The organism is Butyrivibrio sp. WCD3002, from assembly GCF_000424265.1.
In the GTDB taxonomy this organism is placed as follows: domain Bacteria; phylum Bacillota; class Clostridia; order Lachnospirales; family Lachnospiraceae; genus Butyrivibrio.
The window spans coordinates 1-20188 of sequence record NZ_AUJO01000001.1 but is presented as its reverse complement, the minus strand read 5'-3'; the positions used below and the strand labels follow the sequence as shown (position 1 = coordinate 20188).

The following is a 20188-nucleotide window of genomic DNA, read 5'->3' as shown; positions in this document are numbered from 1 at the left end:
GAATGTAGGATTATTCCACCCTCTTCTTATTAACAAGTCCCCCAAAGTATTCATTTAAACTATTTCTTCACCTTTGCTTTTATTGTTACAGTCTTCTTGCCGGCTTTTACAGTAATCTTGCAGCTGCCCTTTTTCTTGGCAGTAATGGTTATCTCGCCGGTTTCCTGATCAATCTTCGCAGTCGCGATCTTTTTATTACTTGATTTGACTGTGATTTTTTCCTTTGTAGATACATAGTCTGGTGAAGCTGTTGCTTTTACAGTTGCAATACTTCCTTTTGAATCAAGATTCACTGATTTCTTCGAAACCTTAAGCTTTGTGGTTGTAACTTTTCCGGTTTGTACTTTGACATTCAGCTTACATGACAGTCCCGATTTAGTGGTTACCGTAATCTTGGTAGAACCCTTCTTTATGCCTTTTATAGAAAGAGTCGTTCCGCTATAAGATACTGTCGCTATCTTGCTATTTGCAGATTCCACTGATTTTATTTCATCATTTGTAAGAGTTGCTTTAACAGTCTTAAGAGTCTTGCCCTTCTGAATGACTACTGACGATGTATTAAGCTTAAATGAAGGAATTGTTGCAGGCTTGGTTGTTTCATTATTGGTGGTATCGGAGTTATGGCTATTGTCGGTATCATTATTGTTGTTATTATTGTTACCATTGTTGTTATTTCCTACAGGCTCTATTACTACTGTTTTCGGATATGAGCCATCCGATGCTAATATTACCTTGCTATTGGAATCACCCTTACCAACATATCCTTCCGCCGGAGTCGTTATAGAAAGAGCCGGATTTATATTGATATTGCCAAAGGTTCTTAATGGATAATAAACATCAGAATTTTCACGGTAAATTGTCGCCGTTACTTTGGTGACATTTGCGCCTATATTTATATCTTTACTTCCATCAGAAAAATATCCCGTTTCTATTCCCCAACTACCTTTAGCAAAAAGCGTTCCATCTACGATGTTTACAGTGCCCGCTGAGAAGATGCCTCTGGAAGACCCACCAGTTGCCTCAGTGGTTATCTTACCTTTAAGATTAAGAGTTTCTGATTGATAATTTGTACAGATACCGCACGCGCCCGCACTGATATTTATTCCAGTGCCTGTACCATACACCGTTAAAGAAGCGTTGATATGATTACTTCCTATACCAATTGCGGAATTTGTTATGCTACCATACCCACTCACAGTAAGGCAGTCTAATTCAGAATATATACCGTATGTATTGCCGTCATTTTTTGAATATGAGCCTGTAATATTAGAACCTTCGAGCGTAAGGGTATTAGTATAATGGTTAAACGAAGCTGTACCATCTCCAAGAATGTCATCTTCATTGGCTGAAGTTACACGTGTATTCCCAACCCATAGATTATAGTTTTCTACTTCAACAGCACGTACATAAGTTGTGTTAACTGACATCATTGACAGAGTGACAACTGTACATATGATTTTCGAAATATAGCCTTTAGTATTTTTCTTCATTAGCTGTACCTGTTATCCTTTCCATACAAAGAATATTTTTGTATTAAATACTACATTTTCAGTATCATTAACCCTTTCAGAATTCATCAGATTACAAAAATAATATCCCAAATTCAACGCAAAAACTTTAATCTTTGTCTAAGCGGTCGTTTTTGATGTCTAAGCGGTAACTATGTAAACGTGCCCCATAATGCGCACAAAAAAGGACTGTAAAAAATGATAAATCATCTTTTACAGTCCCACTAATTACAAAATATTTAATTCAATTATTCAGCATCCTGCTCAGCGATAACCTTGTCGATATCAACACTTGCTACCTCTGCGTCATCAGCAGCCTCGTCTTCCTTCTCGGGAGCTGTAAGAGCCTTAATGCTAAGGCTGATCTTACGATCTGCTTCGTTGAAGTCTACGATTCTTGCTGTAACTTCCTGACCGATGCTAAGTACATCTGAAGGCTTCTCGATGTGCTCTCTTGCAATCTGAGATACATGAAGAAGAGCATCAATACCGGGCTCAAGCTCTACGAATGCACCAAAGTCTGTCATTCTGGCAACCTTACCTGTTACTTCGTTACCAACAGCATACTTTGTCTCTGCATCCTTCCAAGGGTTCTCATCATCGAACTTTCTTGAAAGAGCGATCTTGCTGCCATCGATTCCCTTAATCTGAACCTTAACAGTATCGCCAACCTTGAAGGTCTTCTTAGGATTCTCAACACGGCCCCATGACATCTCAGAGATGTGAAGGAGTCCGTCTGCTCCGCCAAGATCAATGAATGCTCCGAAATCTGTAACGTTCTTAACAACACCATCAACGATGTCGCCAACACCGATTGTCTCAAAGAGCTTCTTAGCCTGCTCAGCCTTCTCGGCTGTGATAAGCATCTTTCTGTTACCGATGTATCTTCTACGCTTCGGATTGTACTCTGTTACTACAAACTGAATCTCCTGTCCTTCGTACTTGGAAAGATCCTTCTCGTATGTGTCTGAAACAAGACTTGCAGGGATGAAGATACGAACCTCATCAACTACAACTGTAAGTCCGCCGTCAAGTACCTGAACAACCTTAGCTGTAAGTACTTCCTGATTGTTGAATGCTTCCTCGATACGCTTGTTTCCTCTGTCAAGGGCAAGACGCTTATATGAAAGGATAACCTGACCGTCTGCATCGTTGGTTTTAAGAACCTTGACATCCATTTTGTCGCCTTCTTTAACCACCTGAGTCAGATCGATGCTGTTATCATTACTGTACTCATTCTTTGTGAGAATGCCATCTGATTTGTAGCCAATGTTAAGAATAATCTCATCAGGCTTAACAGAAATGACAGTGCCTTCAACGACCTCCCCCGTATGAATTGTTTTGAACGACTCATTGAGCATCTGTTCAAATGATTGTTCTGACATGTTTCTGAACCTCCTCGATAATGTTCTTTGGGGTGGACGCCCCGGCGGTAATTCCCACTACTTTGATGTCTTTAGGAATATCCATTTTCAAATCATCAATAGTCTGGATGAAATATGTATTTGCACATTTCCTGCTGCATATCTCATACAGCTTACGTGAATTTGAACTGTGCGCTCCGCCAATCACTATCATAGCGTCAACCTGACCGGCAATTTTCTCTGCCTCTGTCTGACGTTCTTCAGTTGCACTACAAATAGTGTTCACAACATTAACATTGTAGCGCGAATTAGAAAATTTATCAACGGTTTCTTGAAATTTATTTGTATTAAATGTAGTTTGGGACACGATACAAATCTCCGTTCCCTCTTCGAGCGTTAAGCTGTCAACGTCTTCTGGCGTTTCCACAACGAAAACAGGCCCCGATGCATAGCTCACAATACCGTCAACTTCAGGGTGTTTTGCACTTCCAACAACCACAATTGTTTTTCCTGCAGCACTCTCCTTTTCAACGATATTATGGATACGCTTTACAAAAGGACAGGTGGCATCGATGGACTCAAGTCCCTGCTTCTCGATGATATCGTAAATCTCTTTTCTGATACCGTGGGATCTGATTATCAAAATTCCGTCACTTATGTTCTTTAATTCATCTAAGGACTCGATAACCTTTACACCCTTTTTCTCAAGATCCGAAACTACCGTCTCATTATGGATTATGGGACCATAGGTATAAATCTGCTTATCGCTGTTCTTTTCAATCTGCTCATATACTACGTCAACGGCTCTTGTAACTCCAAAGCAAAAGCCGGCATGCTCGGCAAGTATGACTTCCATCTTAATTCCTCGCTTATTATCTGTTCTCATAGAGACTGATGATCTTATCTGCTACTTCCTCAATAGTCATGTATGAAGAATCAACCTCAACGGCATCGTCAGCCTTTTTAAGAGGTGAATTTTCTCTTGTCATATCTCTGTGATCACGCTCTTTAATCTCTGCCTCGATTGTATCAAGATCACAATCTACGCCCTTCTCAATCATCTCCTTATAGCGTCTCTCTGCACGGACTCTGCTGCTGGCAGTAAGATAAACCTTAAGATCCGCATCAGGAAGTACCACTGTACCGATATCTCTGCCATCCATGACAACATCTGTGGTCTTAGCCTGCTTCTGCTGAAGCTCTACAAGCTTAACTCTTACCTTGGCATTAGCGCTGGTCTTTGACGCCATAGTGCTGACCTCCTCTGTCCTAAGGAAGCTGTTTACGTTTTCGCCGTTAAGATAAACAACCTGCTCGCCGTTCTCATGACCGATTGAAATATCAGCAGTATCGATGTTTTTCTCAATCTCTGCCGCATCATCGCCGGAAACACCGTTTCTTGTCATATGAACTGCCATTGCGCGGTACATGGCACCTGTGTCTATATAAATAAAACCAAGCTTCTTTGATACAATCTTTGCGATTGTGCTTTTACCTGCGCCTGCAGGTCCATCTATTGCAATACTTTTTCCCATTTTCAGGTTTTCTCCTTAAATCATAAAAATCTGTTCTAAAAATGCTGCCCAACATGCTTAAGCATCTTACAGCATTACTCGGCAGCTGCGCTCTCTCCTGCAAGATGTCCCGTGGACCAGGCAATCTGCAGATTAAATCCGCCTGTCTGAGCATCCACATCTATTATTTCACCTGCAAAATAGAGACCCTTTATCTTCTTTGATTCCATCGTCGACGGATTGATATCGCCTGTAGCTATGCCGCCTCTTGTGATAATTGCTTCGTTAAAATTTCTTGTTCCGGTCACAGTAAGCCTTAAATCCTTAATGAGGTTTACAAAATCCGCGCGCTCCTTTTTTGTTACAGAGTTAAGCGGCTTTTCCGGGTCTATTCCCGATAGACTGATCATCACAGGAATAAGCTTTGAAGGAAAAAGGCTATTTAAGCTGTTCTTGAACTGCCTGTTTCTTGAAACCTCAAACTCTCTCTGAAGCCTCTTATCAAGCTGTTCATGGGTCAGCGCAGGCTTAAGATCAAGATGGATCACATATTCAAGAGGATTGCCCTTTTTATCCTTCTCCTCGTAATAGCAGCTGGAGGTTAAGATCAGCGGACCGCTTACGCCAAAATGCGTAAACAGCATCTCTCCAAAGCCGTCATATACTATCTTCTTTTTCTTCTTTCCGCCGGATGAACCCTCTCCACCTGTTACATCCTTTGATGCCGGAGGGAGCTGTTCAAGCTTAACAGCCACATTCTTAAGGGACAGTCCCTGAAGCTCTCTGCACCAGTCCTCTTTTATCTCAAAGGGCACCAGAGAAGGCTTAAGCTCTGTAACCTTATGGCCCAGTTCTTTGGCAATCTTATGTCCCGTGCCTGTTGAACCCGTTGACGGATATGAAAGACCGCCTGTGCACACTATTACAGCATCTGCCTCAGTTATCCCGGAATCCGACGAAACAACAGCCTTGACGTTATTCTCAGAATCTGTCTGAATCCATGTAACCTCATCCTGATATCTTATCTCCACCTTGTTTTTCTTAAGAACCTTAACAAGGGTGCTGATAATATCCGATGAATGGTCTGACACAGGAAAAACCCTGTCTCCGCGCTCTGTTTTCAGCTTGCAGCCGTTACTTTGCAACAGGTCCATAACCATCGTATTATCATAGCCATAGAGCGCACTGTATAAAAACTTTGAGCCGTGGGGAATCTTATCAAAATACTCACTGATATCACAGGCATTTGTCACATTACATCTGCCCTTTCCGGTGATGTATATCTTTTTCCCGGGCTTTTCATTTTTTTCAAAAATAATAACGGATGCGCCAGCCTTCGCAGCAGCTATCGCCGCCATCATCCCTGCAGCCCCGCATCCGATAACAACAACATTCTTCATTCGAAAAAATAACTCCGTATAAGTTACGCCTTACTGAAAGCTTCGTAAGCAGACTTAAGCATTGCTACTGAATCAGCCTCTTCAAGGTCATAATCTCCTGTAACAGCCATGCAGCCTGCGCCGTGAATGAATATCCACATCTTCATGAAAAGATGCTCAGCGTTCTGTACGCCCTGCTCTCTTGCGCGTGATACCTCTTTAACGATGTTCTCCTCAGAACCGTTTACGATATCATACATACTTTTAGCATCTTTTACGTCATTTGAAACAAAAAGAAGCTTAAAGAGATTAGAGTGCTGCTGAGCAAAACAAATATAGCTTATTCCAAGATCTACAAAGGGAGTATCATGCTTTTTCTCTCTACCTCTGCAAAAATCTTCAAAATACTTGATTGCTTTATCTAAAACATCCTTCTTAAGCTCATCCATATTGTCATAAATACGGAAAATAGGCTGTGTTGAGCATCCTGCTGCGCCCGCCAGCTTTCTGGATGTGATCTGATCAAAACCTTCCTTAACGGTAATCTTAAAAGCGGCATTTACGATTTCTTCCTGTGTAATAGTTGCCTTGCGTGACATACTTAAAATTTCCTCCTTAGAATATCATACGTTATAATATTAGTGTTTAGAATTATTTCTGTCAATGACTTTAAGTACGCATATAACAAAAATAGTTTTTCCATGAAGCCAAAAAGTATCCGGTCCCATTAGCAATAATAAAGGACCGGATCTCTTATTTTTTATATGCAAAATACCATGTGCAATCACAGGAAAACTACTTAAATCACTTCATCAAATGCTAAGCTGAAGCTCTTTCTCAGCCTCCTCCTGTCCGCCGCCATTGCCGGCAGCGTTGTAGATTGCCATTCTCTGCTCTCCCGTAAGTGTACCTGAAGCTTCATCCGAAAAAGCCTGCTCCACAGATTCAGAATCTCTCTGTAGCTGCTTCTGATTAGCCAGATTCCTTACAATTCCTTCTCTGAAAACCTGCTCGCTTTCTGAAAGCTCCTGGTTTTCTTCAGTACGCGACGTCATCTCCGTATCATATGCATATCTGGATATCGCACCGCTGAGATACATCTGCCTTAATTGCTGGTCCGAATATCCCTTAAAGGAAGTGATCTGAGGCTCGTATTTCGTGCCCTCCACATCAACATCAATAGAAGCTGCCAATGTCTCCAGCCTCGATGTATCAGGCATAACAGGCTCTCTTGGAACCTCTGCGGCTTCTTCACTTACAGGCTCTGCGTCGCCAATATTATTATTGACCTCCATTATCTCCTGCTGCAGCTCGCGCTTCAATGCCTCGATGTAGCGATTAGGCTCATTCTGATGGACCTTGGACATTTCAACAGTAGCATCACCGGTAAGATTATCTGCAACCTCCTCACCGGCAATCTGTACATACAAATTATTAACTGTTCTCTCGGCCCTTGCTTTTGCCTGAACCTGCACAATATTCTCTTTATTTTGTTCAATCAGCTTATGCCTTGCTTTCTCAGTTGCATGAGCTGTATCGCCATCTCTTGAAACCGAAATGACGTCTTTACCCGGTTTTGAAGCTCCTTTTCGTCCCTTGCCGGAATCCGAAGCTTTGCCATTTACATTCCCAGGTCTTTTCGCCGTGACAGACAACGATTGTCTTGCGGCATTTATCGCACCGCTCTGAGCGGCTTTAATAGTGATATCTGCCATATAGGCCTCCTTGTCTCCCCATCACATAAATTCCTACTCTGATTATATCATAATTATTATTATCTGACAATTCATTCTTTTGTCTGATATTTTATTGCAATTAAAACGCAATAATGTGAAACAGAAATACAAAGCTGCCCTAGCAAGCATCTGTCCATAACATAAAATAGGATTTCGCTTGCGAAATCCTCGCGCGCGAGCGGTATTGCGAAGCAATAAACTTCAATTCCGCGAGCTGCGCATCCACACGGAGTGTTTTTTATCTTATAGGAAATCCGTAGGAATTTCCTATAAGATAAAAAATCCCCGCCACTTAAGAAGTGACGGGGAGTAAATATCAATCCTATATTACTGGAAGTTTGTAACAAGTACTACTACTCTCAGAGCAAACAGTACGAATACAAACCACATAACAGGAGATACATCCTTTGCCTTGCCGATAAGAACCTTAACGATTACCCATGCAAGAACTGCGAACATGATACCTGTTGCAATTGAGTATGAAAGAGGCATCATTACGAGTGCCATGTAAGCACCAAGTGTATCAGCCACATCACCGTCAAATGTAATGTTCTTAGCACTTGAAACCATAAGCATACCTACATAGATAAGAGCCGGAGCTGTAGCGAATCCGGGGATTGCAAGGAAGATAGGGCTAAGTACAAGTGATACAAGGAACATGATACCTGTTACAAGAGCTGTAAGACCTGTACGTCCGCCTGCAGCAACACCTGCACTTGACTCTACAAAGCTTGTTACAGTTGATGTACCAAGGCATGAACCACATACTGTACCGATAGCATCTGACATGAATACGCTGCCGACTCTGGGAAGATTGCCATCCTCATCAAGAAGGCCTGCCTTATCAGCAACACCTACTACTGTTCCAACTGTATCGAACAGATCTACATAAAGGAAGCTGAATACGATAGCGATGAACTGAACAAGGTGTGATGCAGCCCAGCCAAAGTCAAACTTAAATGCAGTCTCAGAAACAGCACCAAGCTGAAGACCTGCTGAGAAATCAGGGAATACGTTACCTGCTGTGTACCAGCCTGTAGCCTGAGCGATCATACCAAGAATCCATGTAGCGATGATTCCGATAAGAACTGAACCTGTTACATGATAGTGCTCAAGAACAATGATAATGATAAGACCAACAAGAGCAAGAACAACCTCAGCGTTTGAGAAGCTGCCAAGTGCTACAGTAGTAGACTCATCAGCAACGATGATGCTTGCGCCCTTAAGGCCGATGAATGCAATGAAAAGTCCGATACCTGCAGAGATACCATACTTAAGGTTCTGAGGTATGCTGTTGATGATCTGTTCACGGAACTTGAAAACAGAAAGGATGATGAAGATGATACCTTCAACAAATACTGCAGTAAGAGCAATCTTGAATGCACCGGGTTCTCCGCCAAGCTCGCCAAGACAAACTGTAAATGCAAAGTAAGCATTAAGTCCAAGTCCTGCTGAAAGAGCGATCGGATAATTTGCAAGGAATGCCATACAGAAGGTTGCGATTGCAGAAGCGATTGCAGTTGCAACAAATACACCGTTTGCATTCATTACAGCACCAAGAATACTGGGGTTAACGGCCAGAATGTAGGCCATTGAAAGGAACGTGGTGAGGCCGGCTATAATCTCGGTTTTGACCGTAGTATTATGCTCCTCGAGTTTAAAAACTTTTTCCAACATGTTTAGTCTCCTCCATAAAAACAATGTCTCCAAAACAATAAAAATATAGCATAATTTAAGCTCACAGAAAAGAGGTTTATCACAATATCAAAAAGGAAATTCTGCTCCGATTAAATATTTTAGTACAATAAAAAACTGCCCCCGATTTTATCTCGGAGGCAGCCATATATCAATCTATTTTTTATTATTTGAAGAACTTCATATCTTCGTTTAGCTTCTCGGCAATGCTCTTTAAGCCGTCAGCTGAAGAAGCAAGGGTTGTAACTGTTGCGGAAAGCTCCTGCATGGAAGCTCCTGTCTCCTCTGAGGATGCAGCATTCTCTTCGGAAATTGCTGACAGAGCACTCATTGTATCTACAACCGCATTCTTGGAGGAATCGCAGGTATCAGCGCCTTGGGAAATAAGGTCTACGCCGCCGACTGTGCTGCCGATATCCTCAAGCATTCCGTTAACAGCTTCAAGGGTCTCGCCAAGAGCGATCTGCTGATCCATATTGCCCTGCTTAACATCAGCTGCTGCGGAAACAGCGGCATTACTCTGTTCAAGAAGGACATCCATCTCACGTCTGATATCATCAGCCATCTGCTTGGAGTCGTCAGCCAGCTTACCGATTTCCTCAGCAACAACCGCAAAGCCTTTTCCTGCCTCTCCTGCTCTTGCAGCCTCGATAGAAGCGTTAAGTGAAAGGAGGTTGGTCTGAGTTGCGATAGATGCAATTCCTTCTACCTTATCGTTGATATTTGATACTGCTTCCTGAGTTGCGGAAATAGTATTTGAAATATCATCGATCTTGTTTGTCATATCAGATGAAGAATCCTGCAGAGAAGCAAGGGATCTGCTTGAAACCTCAGATGCTTCCTTCATCTTCTGAGCAAGGGTTGAAAGGTTTCCTGTAGAATTCTGCACATCGGATACAGCATCACCGATTCTTCCAACATTCTCAGAAGCACTCTGAATCTCATCAGCCTGCTGGGTTGCACCGGATGCAATCTCCTGAACCGCATTTGAAACATCCTCTGCAGTCTGGGAAATCTGATTAGCCATATCAGCCAGCTCTTCAGATGATGATCCGACATTTGCAGCAGATTCCTTGATATTGGAAACAATATCATCAAGGGTTTTGATAACCGAGTTCGTATCTCTCGAAATCTCACCAAATTCATCTTTTCTTGCGCCGAATTTTTCCACTTTTACAAAACGTCCGTCTGACAGAGCCTTAAGTGACTCTCCAACAGCATGAATAGGTGCAGCAAAGCTGTTTGCCATAACAAAGGAAACAGCTATAGCAGCAGCAAGAAGAACAAGGCCAACAACAACTACTATCATAGCTGAACGTCTTGCAGCGGATAAAACTTTTGTTGAATTTGTTGCAGAGCAGATACGATACTGTGATTTTGGCTCCATTACATAAGCAACGTATGCATCATAACCTTTTCCGGTATCAACGAAATAGAAACCGCTATCTTTACCGGAGGTCATGAATTCTGACTGAGCTCTGCTCTCCTCTTCATGAGCACCTTCACCAATCTCATACTGAGAGTGGGCAGCTACCATGCCTTCTCTGTCAACTAGAAATGCGTCTTCTGCTTCTGCAGCAAGCATTTCATGGAAATTATTCAAATCGAAGTTTCTTTGAACAATACCAATTATCGAATCGCCATTCTTTATCGGTACTGCAAAGGTTATAATACGTTTTCCTGTAGTCTTACTGATCTGAATATTAGAAACATATGTTGATCCTGTAATTGCTTTCTGAAAATATTCTCTGTCAGCTACATTGATCAGATCACCTTTTGCTCTGGCAAGCTGCTGGCCGTCTGCACCTGTGATTACCGTGGTATCTCCATCATCAAGAATTGCATCACATTCAGTCAGTGTAGCAATTACAGCATCTTCAGGTATACCTGCCTCTCCTATTACATAATTAATAATTGTAGGGTTACCTGCAATACTCTTAATCATGTTCATATTTGCATCCAAAATATTCACAAATTTACTGGATAAATACCTTGCCTGCCACTCCAAGCTGGCCTGGGCATCTTCCATGGCCTTATCAGTTGATGTCTTATAGCTTACTATTACTGCTACTATCAATGGAATAGCAGCTGCCAGAATCATTACCGTTATCAGCTTGGTCTTAATGCTGTCTTTAAAACTGATATTACTCTTTACCTTTTCAGATGCATCATTCTTAGCCATTCTCTTTTGCCTCCATAATAAAAAAAGATTTAAATGCAATAAATCATATTAATAATATACGACTTATCGCATCTAAATCTATTAAATAACCATAAAAAAAATGCTAAAACATTATATAATTTAAGCTTTGTTCGACTAAATTATTTGCAATTTACTATCTTTCCAAATTCAGGCTTCAGGGATGCTCCGCCCACAAGACCGCCATCAATATCAGGCTGCGCAAAAAGCTGTGACGCATTGCCTGCGTTAACGGATCCGCCGTACTGAATTCGAACACTCTGTGCTGTAGCATCATCATAAATGTCAGCTATACAGTCACGAATAGCCTTGCAAACCTCCTGTGCCTGTCCTGATGTGGCAGTTTTACCTGTGCCAATTGCCCAGATAGGCTCATAGGCAATGACCATATTAGCCACATCTGATGACGGAACTCCTGCAAGATCAGATTTTATCTGAAGCTTTATCAAGTCTAAAGTGATGCCCATTTCTCTCTGCTGCAGAGTCTCACCGCAGCAAAGGATAGGAGTAATGCCATGTTCAAAGGCCTTCTTAACCTTTTTGTTGATTTCCTCGTCTGTTTCGTGGAAGTACTCGCGTCTCTCAGAGTGTCCGAGGATAACATATTTAACGCCTGCTTCCTCAAGCATCTGAGGTGAAATCTCACCGGTAAAAGCACCGCTCTCCTCGTAGTACATATTTTCAGCACCGATCTCAATGTTTGTTCCACGGGTTGCTGTTAATGCAGGAACTATATCAATTGCAGGTACGCAGAAAACAACATCAACATCATTTGACTCTACAAGGGGTCTAAGTGTTGCAATAAGCTCCACCGCCTTTGCAGGTGTCATGTTCATTTTCCAGTTTCCTGCTACTATTTTTCTTCTTTCCATTTTATACTCCTCCAACAAACCATGCTTTTACAGCGCTGCCAGAACATCGGCCAGTACTTCTTCCATGGTATTATTTTTCTCATCTATGATAATGTCAGCATATTTTTCGTACAGCTTACAGCGCTCGTCATACAAGGACTCTATGGTCTGTCCTTCCTTCATTACAACGCCCCTCTGCTTCACATCTCTCAGGCGCTTTGTAAGGACCTCAAAATCTATCTTAAGATATACCACTTTTCCGATTTTCTTATAATGCAGCATGGCCTCTTCGCCGTAAACCACACTGCCGCCTGTTGAAATGACAGTCTTTTCAGCCTCAATGCCGGCATTTACTCTATTTTCAATATCTATAAAGCCATCGACGCCTTCCGCTTCAATGATCTCGGAAAGCCTGCGGCCCTCTTTTTCCTGAATCACAATATCCGAATCTATAAAATTATAGCCAAGAACCTTTGCCAGAATGACGCCCACTGTGCTTTTACCTGATGTAGGCATTCCAATTAAGATAATGTTATCTTTTTTCATAATACTCTCCTGATTACTGCCAAAAACGGATTCAATTTGAAATTGGCTCCAAATTGAATCCGTTTCATAAATCTTAATCAGCTTATTTTATTAAGCGTTAACGATCTTGCCAAAGTCGGGCTTAAGTGAAGCGCCGCCGATAAGCCCACCATCGATGTTGGGCTTTGAAAGAAGCTCAGCAGCATTGCCGGCATTCATTGATCCGCCATACTGGATACGAACTTCATCAGCTGTAGCCTGATCATAAAGCTTAGCAATAAGGCTGCGGATAAGTCCGCAAACCTCTTCAGCCTGATCAGCTGTAGCTGTCTCACCTGTACCGATAGCCCAGATAGGCTCGTAAGCGATAACAAGCTTCTTAACCTGGTCAGCTGTTACGCCATCGAGATCCCATGTGATCTGTCTCTCGATCCACTCCTTGTAGGTGTCAGCCTTACGAAGTGCAAGGGACTCACCGCAGCAAAGGATAGGTGTAAGACCTGAAGCAAATGCCTTCTTAACCTTCTGGTTGATAAGAATATCATTCTCACCAAAGATATCTCTTCTCTCTGAGTGACCGATGATAACGTACTCAACACCTGCATCCTTCAGCATGGGAGCTGAAATCTCGCCTGTGAAAGCACCACTGTCAACGATGTAGAAGTTCTCTGCTCCTACATGTACGTTTGTACCCTTAACAGCCTCAACAACGGGTACGATATCGATAGCCGGAACGCAGTAAACTACGTCAACGTCATCGTTCTTTACAAGATCTTTAAGCTCTGCACAAAGAGCTACAGCCTCACTGGGAGTCTTGTTCATCTTCCAGTTGCCGGCAATTATTCTTCTACGTGCCATTTTGTTTTCCTCTCTCAACAACGCCTTTCAAGTAATTATATCATTTCAGCGGACGCTTCCGCTCTGTTTCAGACGCAAGGGTACTAAATCTGTAAAATACACAGATTAAGTACCCGCGTCTTCAAAAGCCACTTCAATGATATAAATACTTTCAAGACTCATTTAGACTTCAAATACAAATTTATTATTCACAAGGAAGTTCGACTCTCGCTCACGCTCGATCGAACTAAGTAGTACACCAGGCTCGAAAATACCTCGCCAGGTGATTACTTATTGTCCGCTGCAACTACGCCGGGAAGCTCCTTACCTTCAAGGAACTCGAGGGAAGCGCCGCCACCTGTTGAAATGTGGCTCATCTTATCAGCGAAACCAAGCTGGTTAACTGCAGCTGCACTGTCACCACCACCGATGATGGTTGTAGCATCTGTATCAGCAAGAGCCTTAGCAACAGCCTTTGTACCTTCAGCAAGTACAGGGTTCTCGAATACACCCATAGGTCCGTTCCAAACAACAGTCTTAGCATTCTTTACAGCATCTGCGAAAAGCTCTCTTGTCTTAACGCCGATATCAAGACCTTCCTTGTCAGCAGGGATTGAGCTTGACTCAACGATAGCTGTCTCGATGTCAGGATTGTCGATAGGATCAGGGAATCCGCCGGATACAACTGTATCAACAGGAAGAAGAAGCTGCTTGCCGTTCTTCTCAGCCTTCTCCATCATTTCCTTACAGTAATCGATCTTTTCATTATCAACAAGTGAAAGACCTACTTCATAGCCCTTAGCCTTAAGGAATGTGTAAGCCATACCACCACCGATGATAAGTGTATCGCACTTCTCAAGGAGGTTATTGATAACGTTAAGCTTATCAGCAACCTTAGCACCACCAAGGATTGCTACGAAAGGACGTACAGGGTTCTCAACAGCGTTGCCGAGGAAGTCGATTTCCTTCTGCATAAGGTAACCAACTGCACAGTTGCCGCCCTTCTCACGAACATACTTTGTAACAACAGCTACAGAAGCATGTGCTCTGTGAGCAGAACCGAATGCATCACATACATAATCATCACAAAGATCTGCAAGCTCTTTTGCGAAAGCTTCGCCTGCATCTGAAGGCTTTGTCTCTTCCTTGCCACGGAAACGTGTATTCTGAAGAAGAACAACATCACCCTCACCCATAGCCTCAACAGCAGCAGTTGCATCAGCACCTGTTACGTTGTAATCAGCAACGAACTTAACGTCCTTGCCAAGCTTAGCAGAAAGGCTCTTTGCTACAGGAGCAAGAGACTCGCCCTCGTTGGGGCCATTCTTAACCTTACCAAGGTGTGAGCAAAGGATAACCTTGCCGCCATCCTCGATAAGCTTCTTGATTGTAGGAAGTGCAGCGTTGATACGTGTCTCGTCTGTGATCTCGCCGTTCTTAAGAGGTACGTTGAAGTCACAACGAACAAGTACTCTTCTGCCCTTTGCGCTGAAATCATCAACAGATTTCTTATTAAGTGCCATTATTATATTCCTCCTTGTTAAAAATAGGGTCCGGTCCTTACGGACCGGACCCCAATAGAATCAAAAATTACTTAACGAACTTCTCGAAGTACTTGATTGTACGAACCATCTGAGATGTGTATGAGTTCTCGTTGTCATACCATGAAACAACCTGAACTTCATAGAGATCGTCACCAATCTTTGTAACCATTGTCTGTGTAGCATCGAAGAGTGAACCATATGTCATTCCAACGATATCAGAAGATACGATCTCATCCTCGTTGTAACCGAATGTCTCAGGATCTGAAGCCTTCTTCATAGCCTCGTTGATGCTGTCCTTAGTAACTTCTGTGCTGCTCTTAACTACAGCGAAAAGAAGTGTTGTTGAACCTGTCGGAACCGGTACTCTCTGAGCAGCGCCGATGAGCTTGCCGTTGAGTTCAGGAATAACAAGGCCGATAGCCTTTGCAGCACCTGTGCTGTTAGGAACGATGTTAACAGCGCCTGCACGAGCTCTTCTAAGGTCACCCTTTCTCTGAGGTCCGTCAAGGATCATCTGATCACCTGTGTAAGCATGGATTGTTGCCATGATACCAGACTGGATAGGTGCATAGTCGTTAAGAGCCTTTGCCATAGGTGCAAGGCAGTTTGTTGTACAAGAAGCTGCAGAGATGATGTTGTCATCAGCTGTAAGTGTCTCGTGGTTAACGTTATATACGATAGTAGGAAGATCATTTCCTGCAGGAGCAGAAATAACAACCTTCTTAGCACCAGCGTTGATGTGTGCCTGAGCCTTATCCTTAGATGTGTAGAAACCTGTACACTCAAGAACAACGTCTACACCAATCTTGCCCCAAGGAAGGTTATTAGCATCAGCCTCCTTGTAGATCTCGATCTCTTTACCATTTACTGTGATTGAGTGATCGCTGAATGATACCTTGTCAGCGTACTTATACTTACCCTGAGAAGAATCATACTTGAGAAGGTGTGCAAGCATCTTAGGATCTGTAAGATCGTTGATTGCTACGATCTCTGTTCCCTCGTGCTCAAACATCTGTCTGAATGCAAGACGACCGATACGGCCAAAACCATTAATTGCTACCTTTACTGCCATTTTAAGTCCTCCTAAAATGATATTAAAATTATTTGCTGTTACTAATTCTTTACATGTGATTGTCAAAAATTTGACAGCAAATATATTTTATCTGACTTTATCAGATTTTTCAAGTAATCTTTAGGCAAAAACGCAAATAAATCATCTAGTGTTCATTATTTTAAAAATTGTCACATCCATGTCGTGTTAAAAGTACACGGTTACCGGATCAGACAACGATAACTTGCCTGCCATATCTCCTGCTGCTTTCAATTGTGGTTTCAGTACCACTGTGTCTTCCGGCGTCAACCACATACAAAGTGTCAGATAATGCTGCTATCAGACGATTACGCCTTGGAAAATTATATTCTCTGGGCATGGTACCGGGCGGATATTCCGATAATACACATCCACATCTGGCTATTTCCTCATACAATCTGTCATGCTCCTTGGGATAGCATATGTCTACACCATTTCCAAGCACTGCTATGGTGTAACCACCGGACTTTATGGCTGCTGTGTGTGCATATGAATCTATCCCCTTGGCCATTCCGCTGATTACTGCACTACCATGGCTGACAGCACTTGTCGCAAGCTCAATTGCCTTTCCCTTGCCCTCCTTAGTACATCTCCTGGCACCTACAATTCCAGCGGAGCTTTCATATTCGTTTATCATAAGGGATCCCTTCATATACAGAACAACCGGTATGTCACTTATATTTTTAAATCTGACAGGAAATGCGACATCCTCCCTTGTCACTACATCTATCCCAAGTGTCCTCGAAACTTCAAGAATTTCCTCTGCTCTGTTTCTTATATCCATATCCTGCCTTTGCTCTATAAAAGAACTGATTTTCTTCTTTCCTATGAGCTTTGCAGTATATAAGGAAACCAGATCATCATAACAGGCTTCAAAGCAGTTATTTATACAGCTGCAGCTATCGAGAAGAGCGTTCTGAGTCACAGGGCCAACCCCCTTCATCAATGTCAGCATTAAATATCTTATTTTTTCTTCATCAGTAATCATGCTTCTTATGCTATCGCATACATCTGGCTGCTTGATACATCAAGATCGCGACAGCCAAGTACTCTTGTGATGTCTTCCCTTCTTATATTCTCAGCTCCGTCAAGGTCAGCCGATGTCCTCGCCATCCTAAGCAGCTTATGGATTACTCTTGCGCTGTAACCATATTTTTCACTGGCGTTTTTCAACAGCTTCGTACATTCCTCATCAAGCTTACAGTATTTCTGTATCATGGTAGTCGTCATCTGCGCATTACAGCATACCTGACTATCATTTTTAAACCGCTCCTGCTGAATCTTCCTTGCCTTCTCTACCATCTCCCTTAGCTGTTTTGAGCTGTAGCTGCTCTCCTTATCACCAAGTTCAAAGAAATCCACATGAGCAACGCTCTTCTGAATATCAATACGCTCAAGGATCGGACCGGAAATCTTCCCTCTGTAATGAATTATCTCATAATCAGTACATCTGCATTTCTTTGAAGGATAATAACCGCACGGACACGGATTCATGGCCGCAACAAACATAAAATTGGCAGGGTATGAATTTGTCCCGTTTACTCTTGATATGGTCACCTTCTTATCCTCCATAGGCTGACGCAGTGCATCAAGCGTGCTCCTGGAAAACTCAGCAAGCTCATCAAGAAAGAGAACACCGTTATGGGCAAGTGATACCTCTCCCGGCTGCGCATAGCTGCCGCCTCCGATAAGTGCATTCAGGGACACGTTATGATGCGGTGCCCTGAATGGCCGTGACCTTAGAAGTCCCGTTCCTGCATCCAGCAGTCCTGAAATACTGTGTATCTTAGTGACTTCAAGTGACTCCTTCTCAGACATTTTGGGAAGAATTGTCGGAATACGCTGCGCTATCATTGTCTTTCCACATCCCGGTTCTCCAAGCATCAGTATATTGTGACCTCCTGCTGCGCCAAGAACGATTGCATCAATAAGCTCATCCTGCCCCTTTACATCAGAGAAATCCATATCACTTCCATAGTCTGCCTCATGGTTGTCCGCACTTCCTGTCATCACACCTGCCATGTTCCCTTTATCATCAGAACCTGTTTTACCCTCAAAAGCTCCATCGTCCTGCCCTGAGAGCTTCAGCCTTCCTTCAAGAAACCTTATTGTTTCAGGTAGTGATCTGACGGGGCAGACGTTTATTCCCGAAACAGATGCTGCTTCCTGTCTGTTTTCATAAGGTACGACCACAGACTTAACCCCGCATTTTCTTGCCTCTGTGACCATTGAAAGTACTCCAGTGCATGGCCTAATCCGTCCATCAAGTGCAAGCTCTCCTATAAATGCATAATCAGAAAGATTCTTTGGTGATATCTGATCTGTCTGATACAAAAGGGCTATTATCATCCCCAGGTCAAAATGAGAGCCTCGCTTTTTCTTATCTCCCGGTGCAAGGCTTATGATCGCTTTATCCTTAGGGATGTCATACCCGCAGGATTCTATCGCAGCCTGTATTCTCTCACCGGCTTCCTTTATTGCCTGATCAGGCAGTCCGATGATCGACATGGACTGCTGCTGTCCTTTTATGGTTGATGCTTCTATTTCTACCATGAACCCATCCACGCCGGATGTGGCCATGCTCTTTACTACTATTGCCATTTTGTTACTGGTTCATATCCTTTCTGTTCTGTCTTATCTTTCACCTGTTTACAAGTTGCAAACATCTAAAATTCTTATATTCTTTACCACGGAAGCCACATATCATCTTCCTTCATATCCTTCTGTATCAACATCTCCTGTTCAGAATGGGATATCTTCCCCTCTACAAACATACGGTACTGCTCACTGGGATTATTTTGAAAACATCTGAGTACTCTCGACGTATCTACCAATTTGTTCATAACTGATCCACTGCTGCAGCCATCATTCCTGCCAGAAACAAAATCGGCGTAACTGCTATACTTATATGACAGCGGTTCGCGTACCATCTGCGCCTTTACGGGATTAAGATGTATATATCTGCTGGCTTCAAGAAGATATGTATCATCTTCAATAATCTGACCTATGTATCTGTTCTCAAAAAGATGCCCAGTCAGCTTGTATTTCATGTTGTAAGTAGCTGCATATGACAAAAGCAGCTTATGCATTATCTTCCAGATCTCGGTTCCTCCTGTTTCAACTATCATGTGAAAATGGTTTGTCATCAGACATATAGAATGTATTTTGAAATCGTATTGTTCCTTTACACTCTTTAAGCACTCCATGAACATCCCGTAATCCCACTCATCCTTGAAAATGCTGTTCCTCCGGTTACCTCTGCTCATCACATGATATGTTGCACCCGGATACCATATCCTTTTCTTTCTTGCCATTTATGATACTTTCCTGCTTTACTTTCACTTTTCTGTTTTTTTAAATAAATCCATTTATACGAATTATTCGATAAAATTTTTATTTCCCCTCTTTTCCTTTTGTCATTGCTATAACGGCCTCCATATACCCCATTAGCCTTTCTCGCTGCTTCTCGTCCATACCATGGTATGTGCTGATCAAAACTCCCATCTCTGTATCCTTATCAATAACATACCAGTCAGACTTATTTCCTCTTCCACCGGTGTTTTCAATGCCTGACAGCAGCCACTCCGGCGTCACATTCAATACATTGCAGATGATCATGATCTTCTCTGATGTCGGATTTGTCCCCTTACTCTTCCACTCGCTTATTGTGCTCTGTGATATCCCAGTTTTCTCTGAAAATGTTTTCTGTGACATTCCTATCTCATTTAGCTTTTCAAATATCCTGTCGCTTATTGTCATTCTCTTCCACCTCTCGTGACCTGCTCTGTATTATCCCTAGGTAATGGTACATGGTACCAATGTAGATAATCGAATCGTTAAAATGTCTCAATTCAGTTTTACGAATTATATATCAAGAACAAATGTTTCGTCAAGTTCATTTGAATTTTTTCACAAAAGTTAATGGTACACGGTTACCGCATCTGG

Annotated in this window: 18 protein-coding genes; all 18 read right to left on the bottom strand. The window is 42.5% G+C overall.

Features of this window, described 5'->3' with window-relative positions; all coding sequences use genetic code 11:
* Window positions 1-59: 59 nt before the first annotated feature.
* Window positions 60-1490 carry an Ig-like domain-containing protein gene (locus G608_RS0100090; protein ID WP_026494273.1) on the bottom strand — a complete coding sequence of 477 codons (1431 nt, stop codon included), beginning with the start codon at window positions 1488-1490 and terminating at the stop codon, window positions 60-62.
* Between the two features lie 266 nt (window positions 1491-1756).
* On the bottom strand, window positions 1757-2893 hold the full coding sequence (rpsA, locus tag G608_RS0100085; protein WP_026494272.1) for a 30S ribosomal protein S1: 1137 nt from the start codon (window positions 2891-2893) through the stop codon (window positions 1757-1759).
* Entirely contained in the window at window positions 2874-3728 is an 855-nt protein-coding gene (ispH, locus tag G608_RS0100080) for a 4-hydroxy-3-methylbut-2-enyl diphosphate reductase (RefSeq protein ID WP_026494271.1), read from the bottom strand. The genes rpsA and ispH overlap by 20 nt, the downstream gene beginning before the upstream one ends.
* A gap of 16 nt (window positions 3729-3744) precedes the next feature.
* Complete coding sequence (gene cmk, locus G608_RS0100075; RefSeq protein WP_026494270.1) at window positions 3745-4407, bottom strand: (d)CMP kinase; 663 nt, start codon at window positions 4405-4407, stop codon at window positions 3745-3747.
* A 74-nt stretch (window positions 4408-4481) separates the two neighbouring features.
* Window positions 4482-5786 carry an NAD(P)/FAD-dependent oxidoreductase gene (locus tag G608_RS0100070; protein WP_026494269.1) on the bottom strand — a complete coding sequence of 435 codons (1305 nt, stop codon included), beginning with the start codon at window positions 5784-5786 and terminating at the stop codon, window positions 4482-4484.
* A 23-nt stretch (window positions 5787-5809) separates the two neighbouring features.
* Window positions 5810-6364, bottom strand: a complete 555-nt coding sequence (locus G608_RS0100065) for a TetR/AcrR family transcriptional regulator (RefSeq protein WP_026494268.1) — start codon at window positions 6362-6364, stop codon at window positions 5810-5812.
* Between the two features lie 213 nt (window positions 6365-6577).
* Entirely contained in the window at window positions 6578-7480 is a 903-nt protein-coding gene (locus G608_RS0100060; protein ID WP_026494267.1) for a hypothetical protein, read from the bottom strand.
* 348 nt (window positions 7481-7828) lie between these two features.
* On the bottom strand, window positions 7829-9178 hold the full coding sequence (locus tag G608_RS0100055; RefSeq protein ID WP_196810106.1) for an NCS2 family permease: 1350 nt from the start codon (window positions 9176-9178) through the stop codon (window positions 7829-7831).
* A 184-nt stretch (window positions 9179-9362) separates the two neighbouring features.
* Window positions 9363-11378, bottom strand: coding sequence for a methyl-accepting chemotaxis protein (locus G608_RS0100050; RefSeq protein ID WP_026494265.1), 2016 nt, complete (start codon window positions 11376-11378; stop codon window positions 9363-9365).
* 140 nt (window positions 11379-11518) lie between these two features.
* The gene (tpiA, locus tag G608_RS0100045; RefSeq protein ID WP_026494264.1) at window positions 11519-12268 is read right to left on the bottom strand and encodes a triose-phosphate isomerase; all 750 of its coding nucleotides are present in this window, start codon (window positions 12266-12268) and stop codon (window positions 11519-11521) included.
* 27 nt (window positions 12269-12295) lie between these two features.
* Window positions 12296-12793 carry a shikimate kinase gene (locus G608_RS0100040; protein ID WP_026494263.1) on the bottom strand — a complete coding sequence of 166 codons (498 nt, stop codon included), beginning with the start codon at window positions 12791-12793 and terminating at the stop codon, window positions 12296-12298.
* Window positions 12794-12883: 90 nt separating this feature from the next.
* Window positions 12884-13630 (bottom strand): triose-phosphate isomerase, encoded by a 747-nt coding sequence (tpiA, locus tag G608_RS0100035; RefSeq protein ID WP_026494262.1) that lies wholly within the window; start codon window positions 13628-13630, stop codon window positions 12884-12886.
* A 266-nt stretch (window positions 13631-13896) separates the two neighbouring features.
* On the bottom strand, window positions 13897-15132 hold the full coding sequence (locus G608_RS0100030; RefSeq protein WP_026494261.1) for a phosphoglycerate kinase: 1236 nt from the start codon (window positions 15130-15132) through the stop codon (window positions 13897-13899).
* Between the two features lie 67 nt (window positions 15133-15199).
* Complete coding sequence (gap, locus tag G608_RS0100025; RefSeq protein ID WP_026494260.1) at window positions 15200-16225, bottom strand: type I glyceraldehyde-3-phosphate dehydrogenase; 1026 nt, start codon at window positions 16223-16225, stop codon at window positions 15200-15202.
* A gap of 208 nt (window positions 16226-16433) precedes the next feature.
* The gene (gene dprA / locus G608_RS19330; RefSeq protein WP_207637674.1) at window positions 16434-17198 is read right to left on the bottom strand and encodes a DNA-processing protein DprA; all 765 of its coding nucleotides are present in this window, start codon (window positions 17196-17198) and stop codon (window positions 16434-16436) included.
* Window positions 17199-17236: 38 nt separating this feature from the next.
* Window positions 17237-18844, bottom strand: a complete 1608-nt coding sequence (locus G608_RS0100015; RefSeq protein ID WP_026494259.1) for a YifB family Mg chelatase-like AAA ATPase — start codon at window positions 18842-18844, stop codon at window positions 17237-17239.
* Window positions 18845-18927: 83 nt separating this feature from the next.
* Window positions 18928-19557 carry a transposase gene (locus tag G608_RS0100010; protein WP_026494258.1) on the bottom strand — a complete coding sequence of 210 codons (630 nt, stop codon included), beginning with the start codon at window positions 19555-19557 and terminating at the stop codon, window positions 18928-18930.
* 79 nt (window positions 19558-19636) lie between these two features.
* The gene (locus G608_RS0100005; RefSeq protein ID WP_026494257.1) at window positions 19637-20002 is read right to left on the bottom strand and encodes a helix-turn-helix domain-containing protein; all 366 of its coding nucleotides are present in this window, start codon (window positions 20000-20002) and stop codon (window positions 19637-19639) included.
* Window positions 20003-20188: the final 186 nt, after the last annotated feature.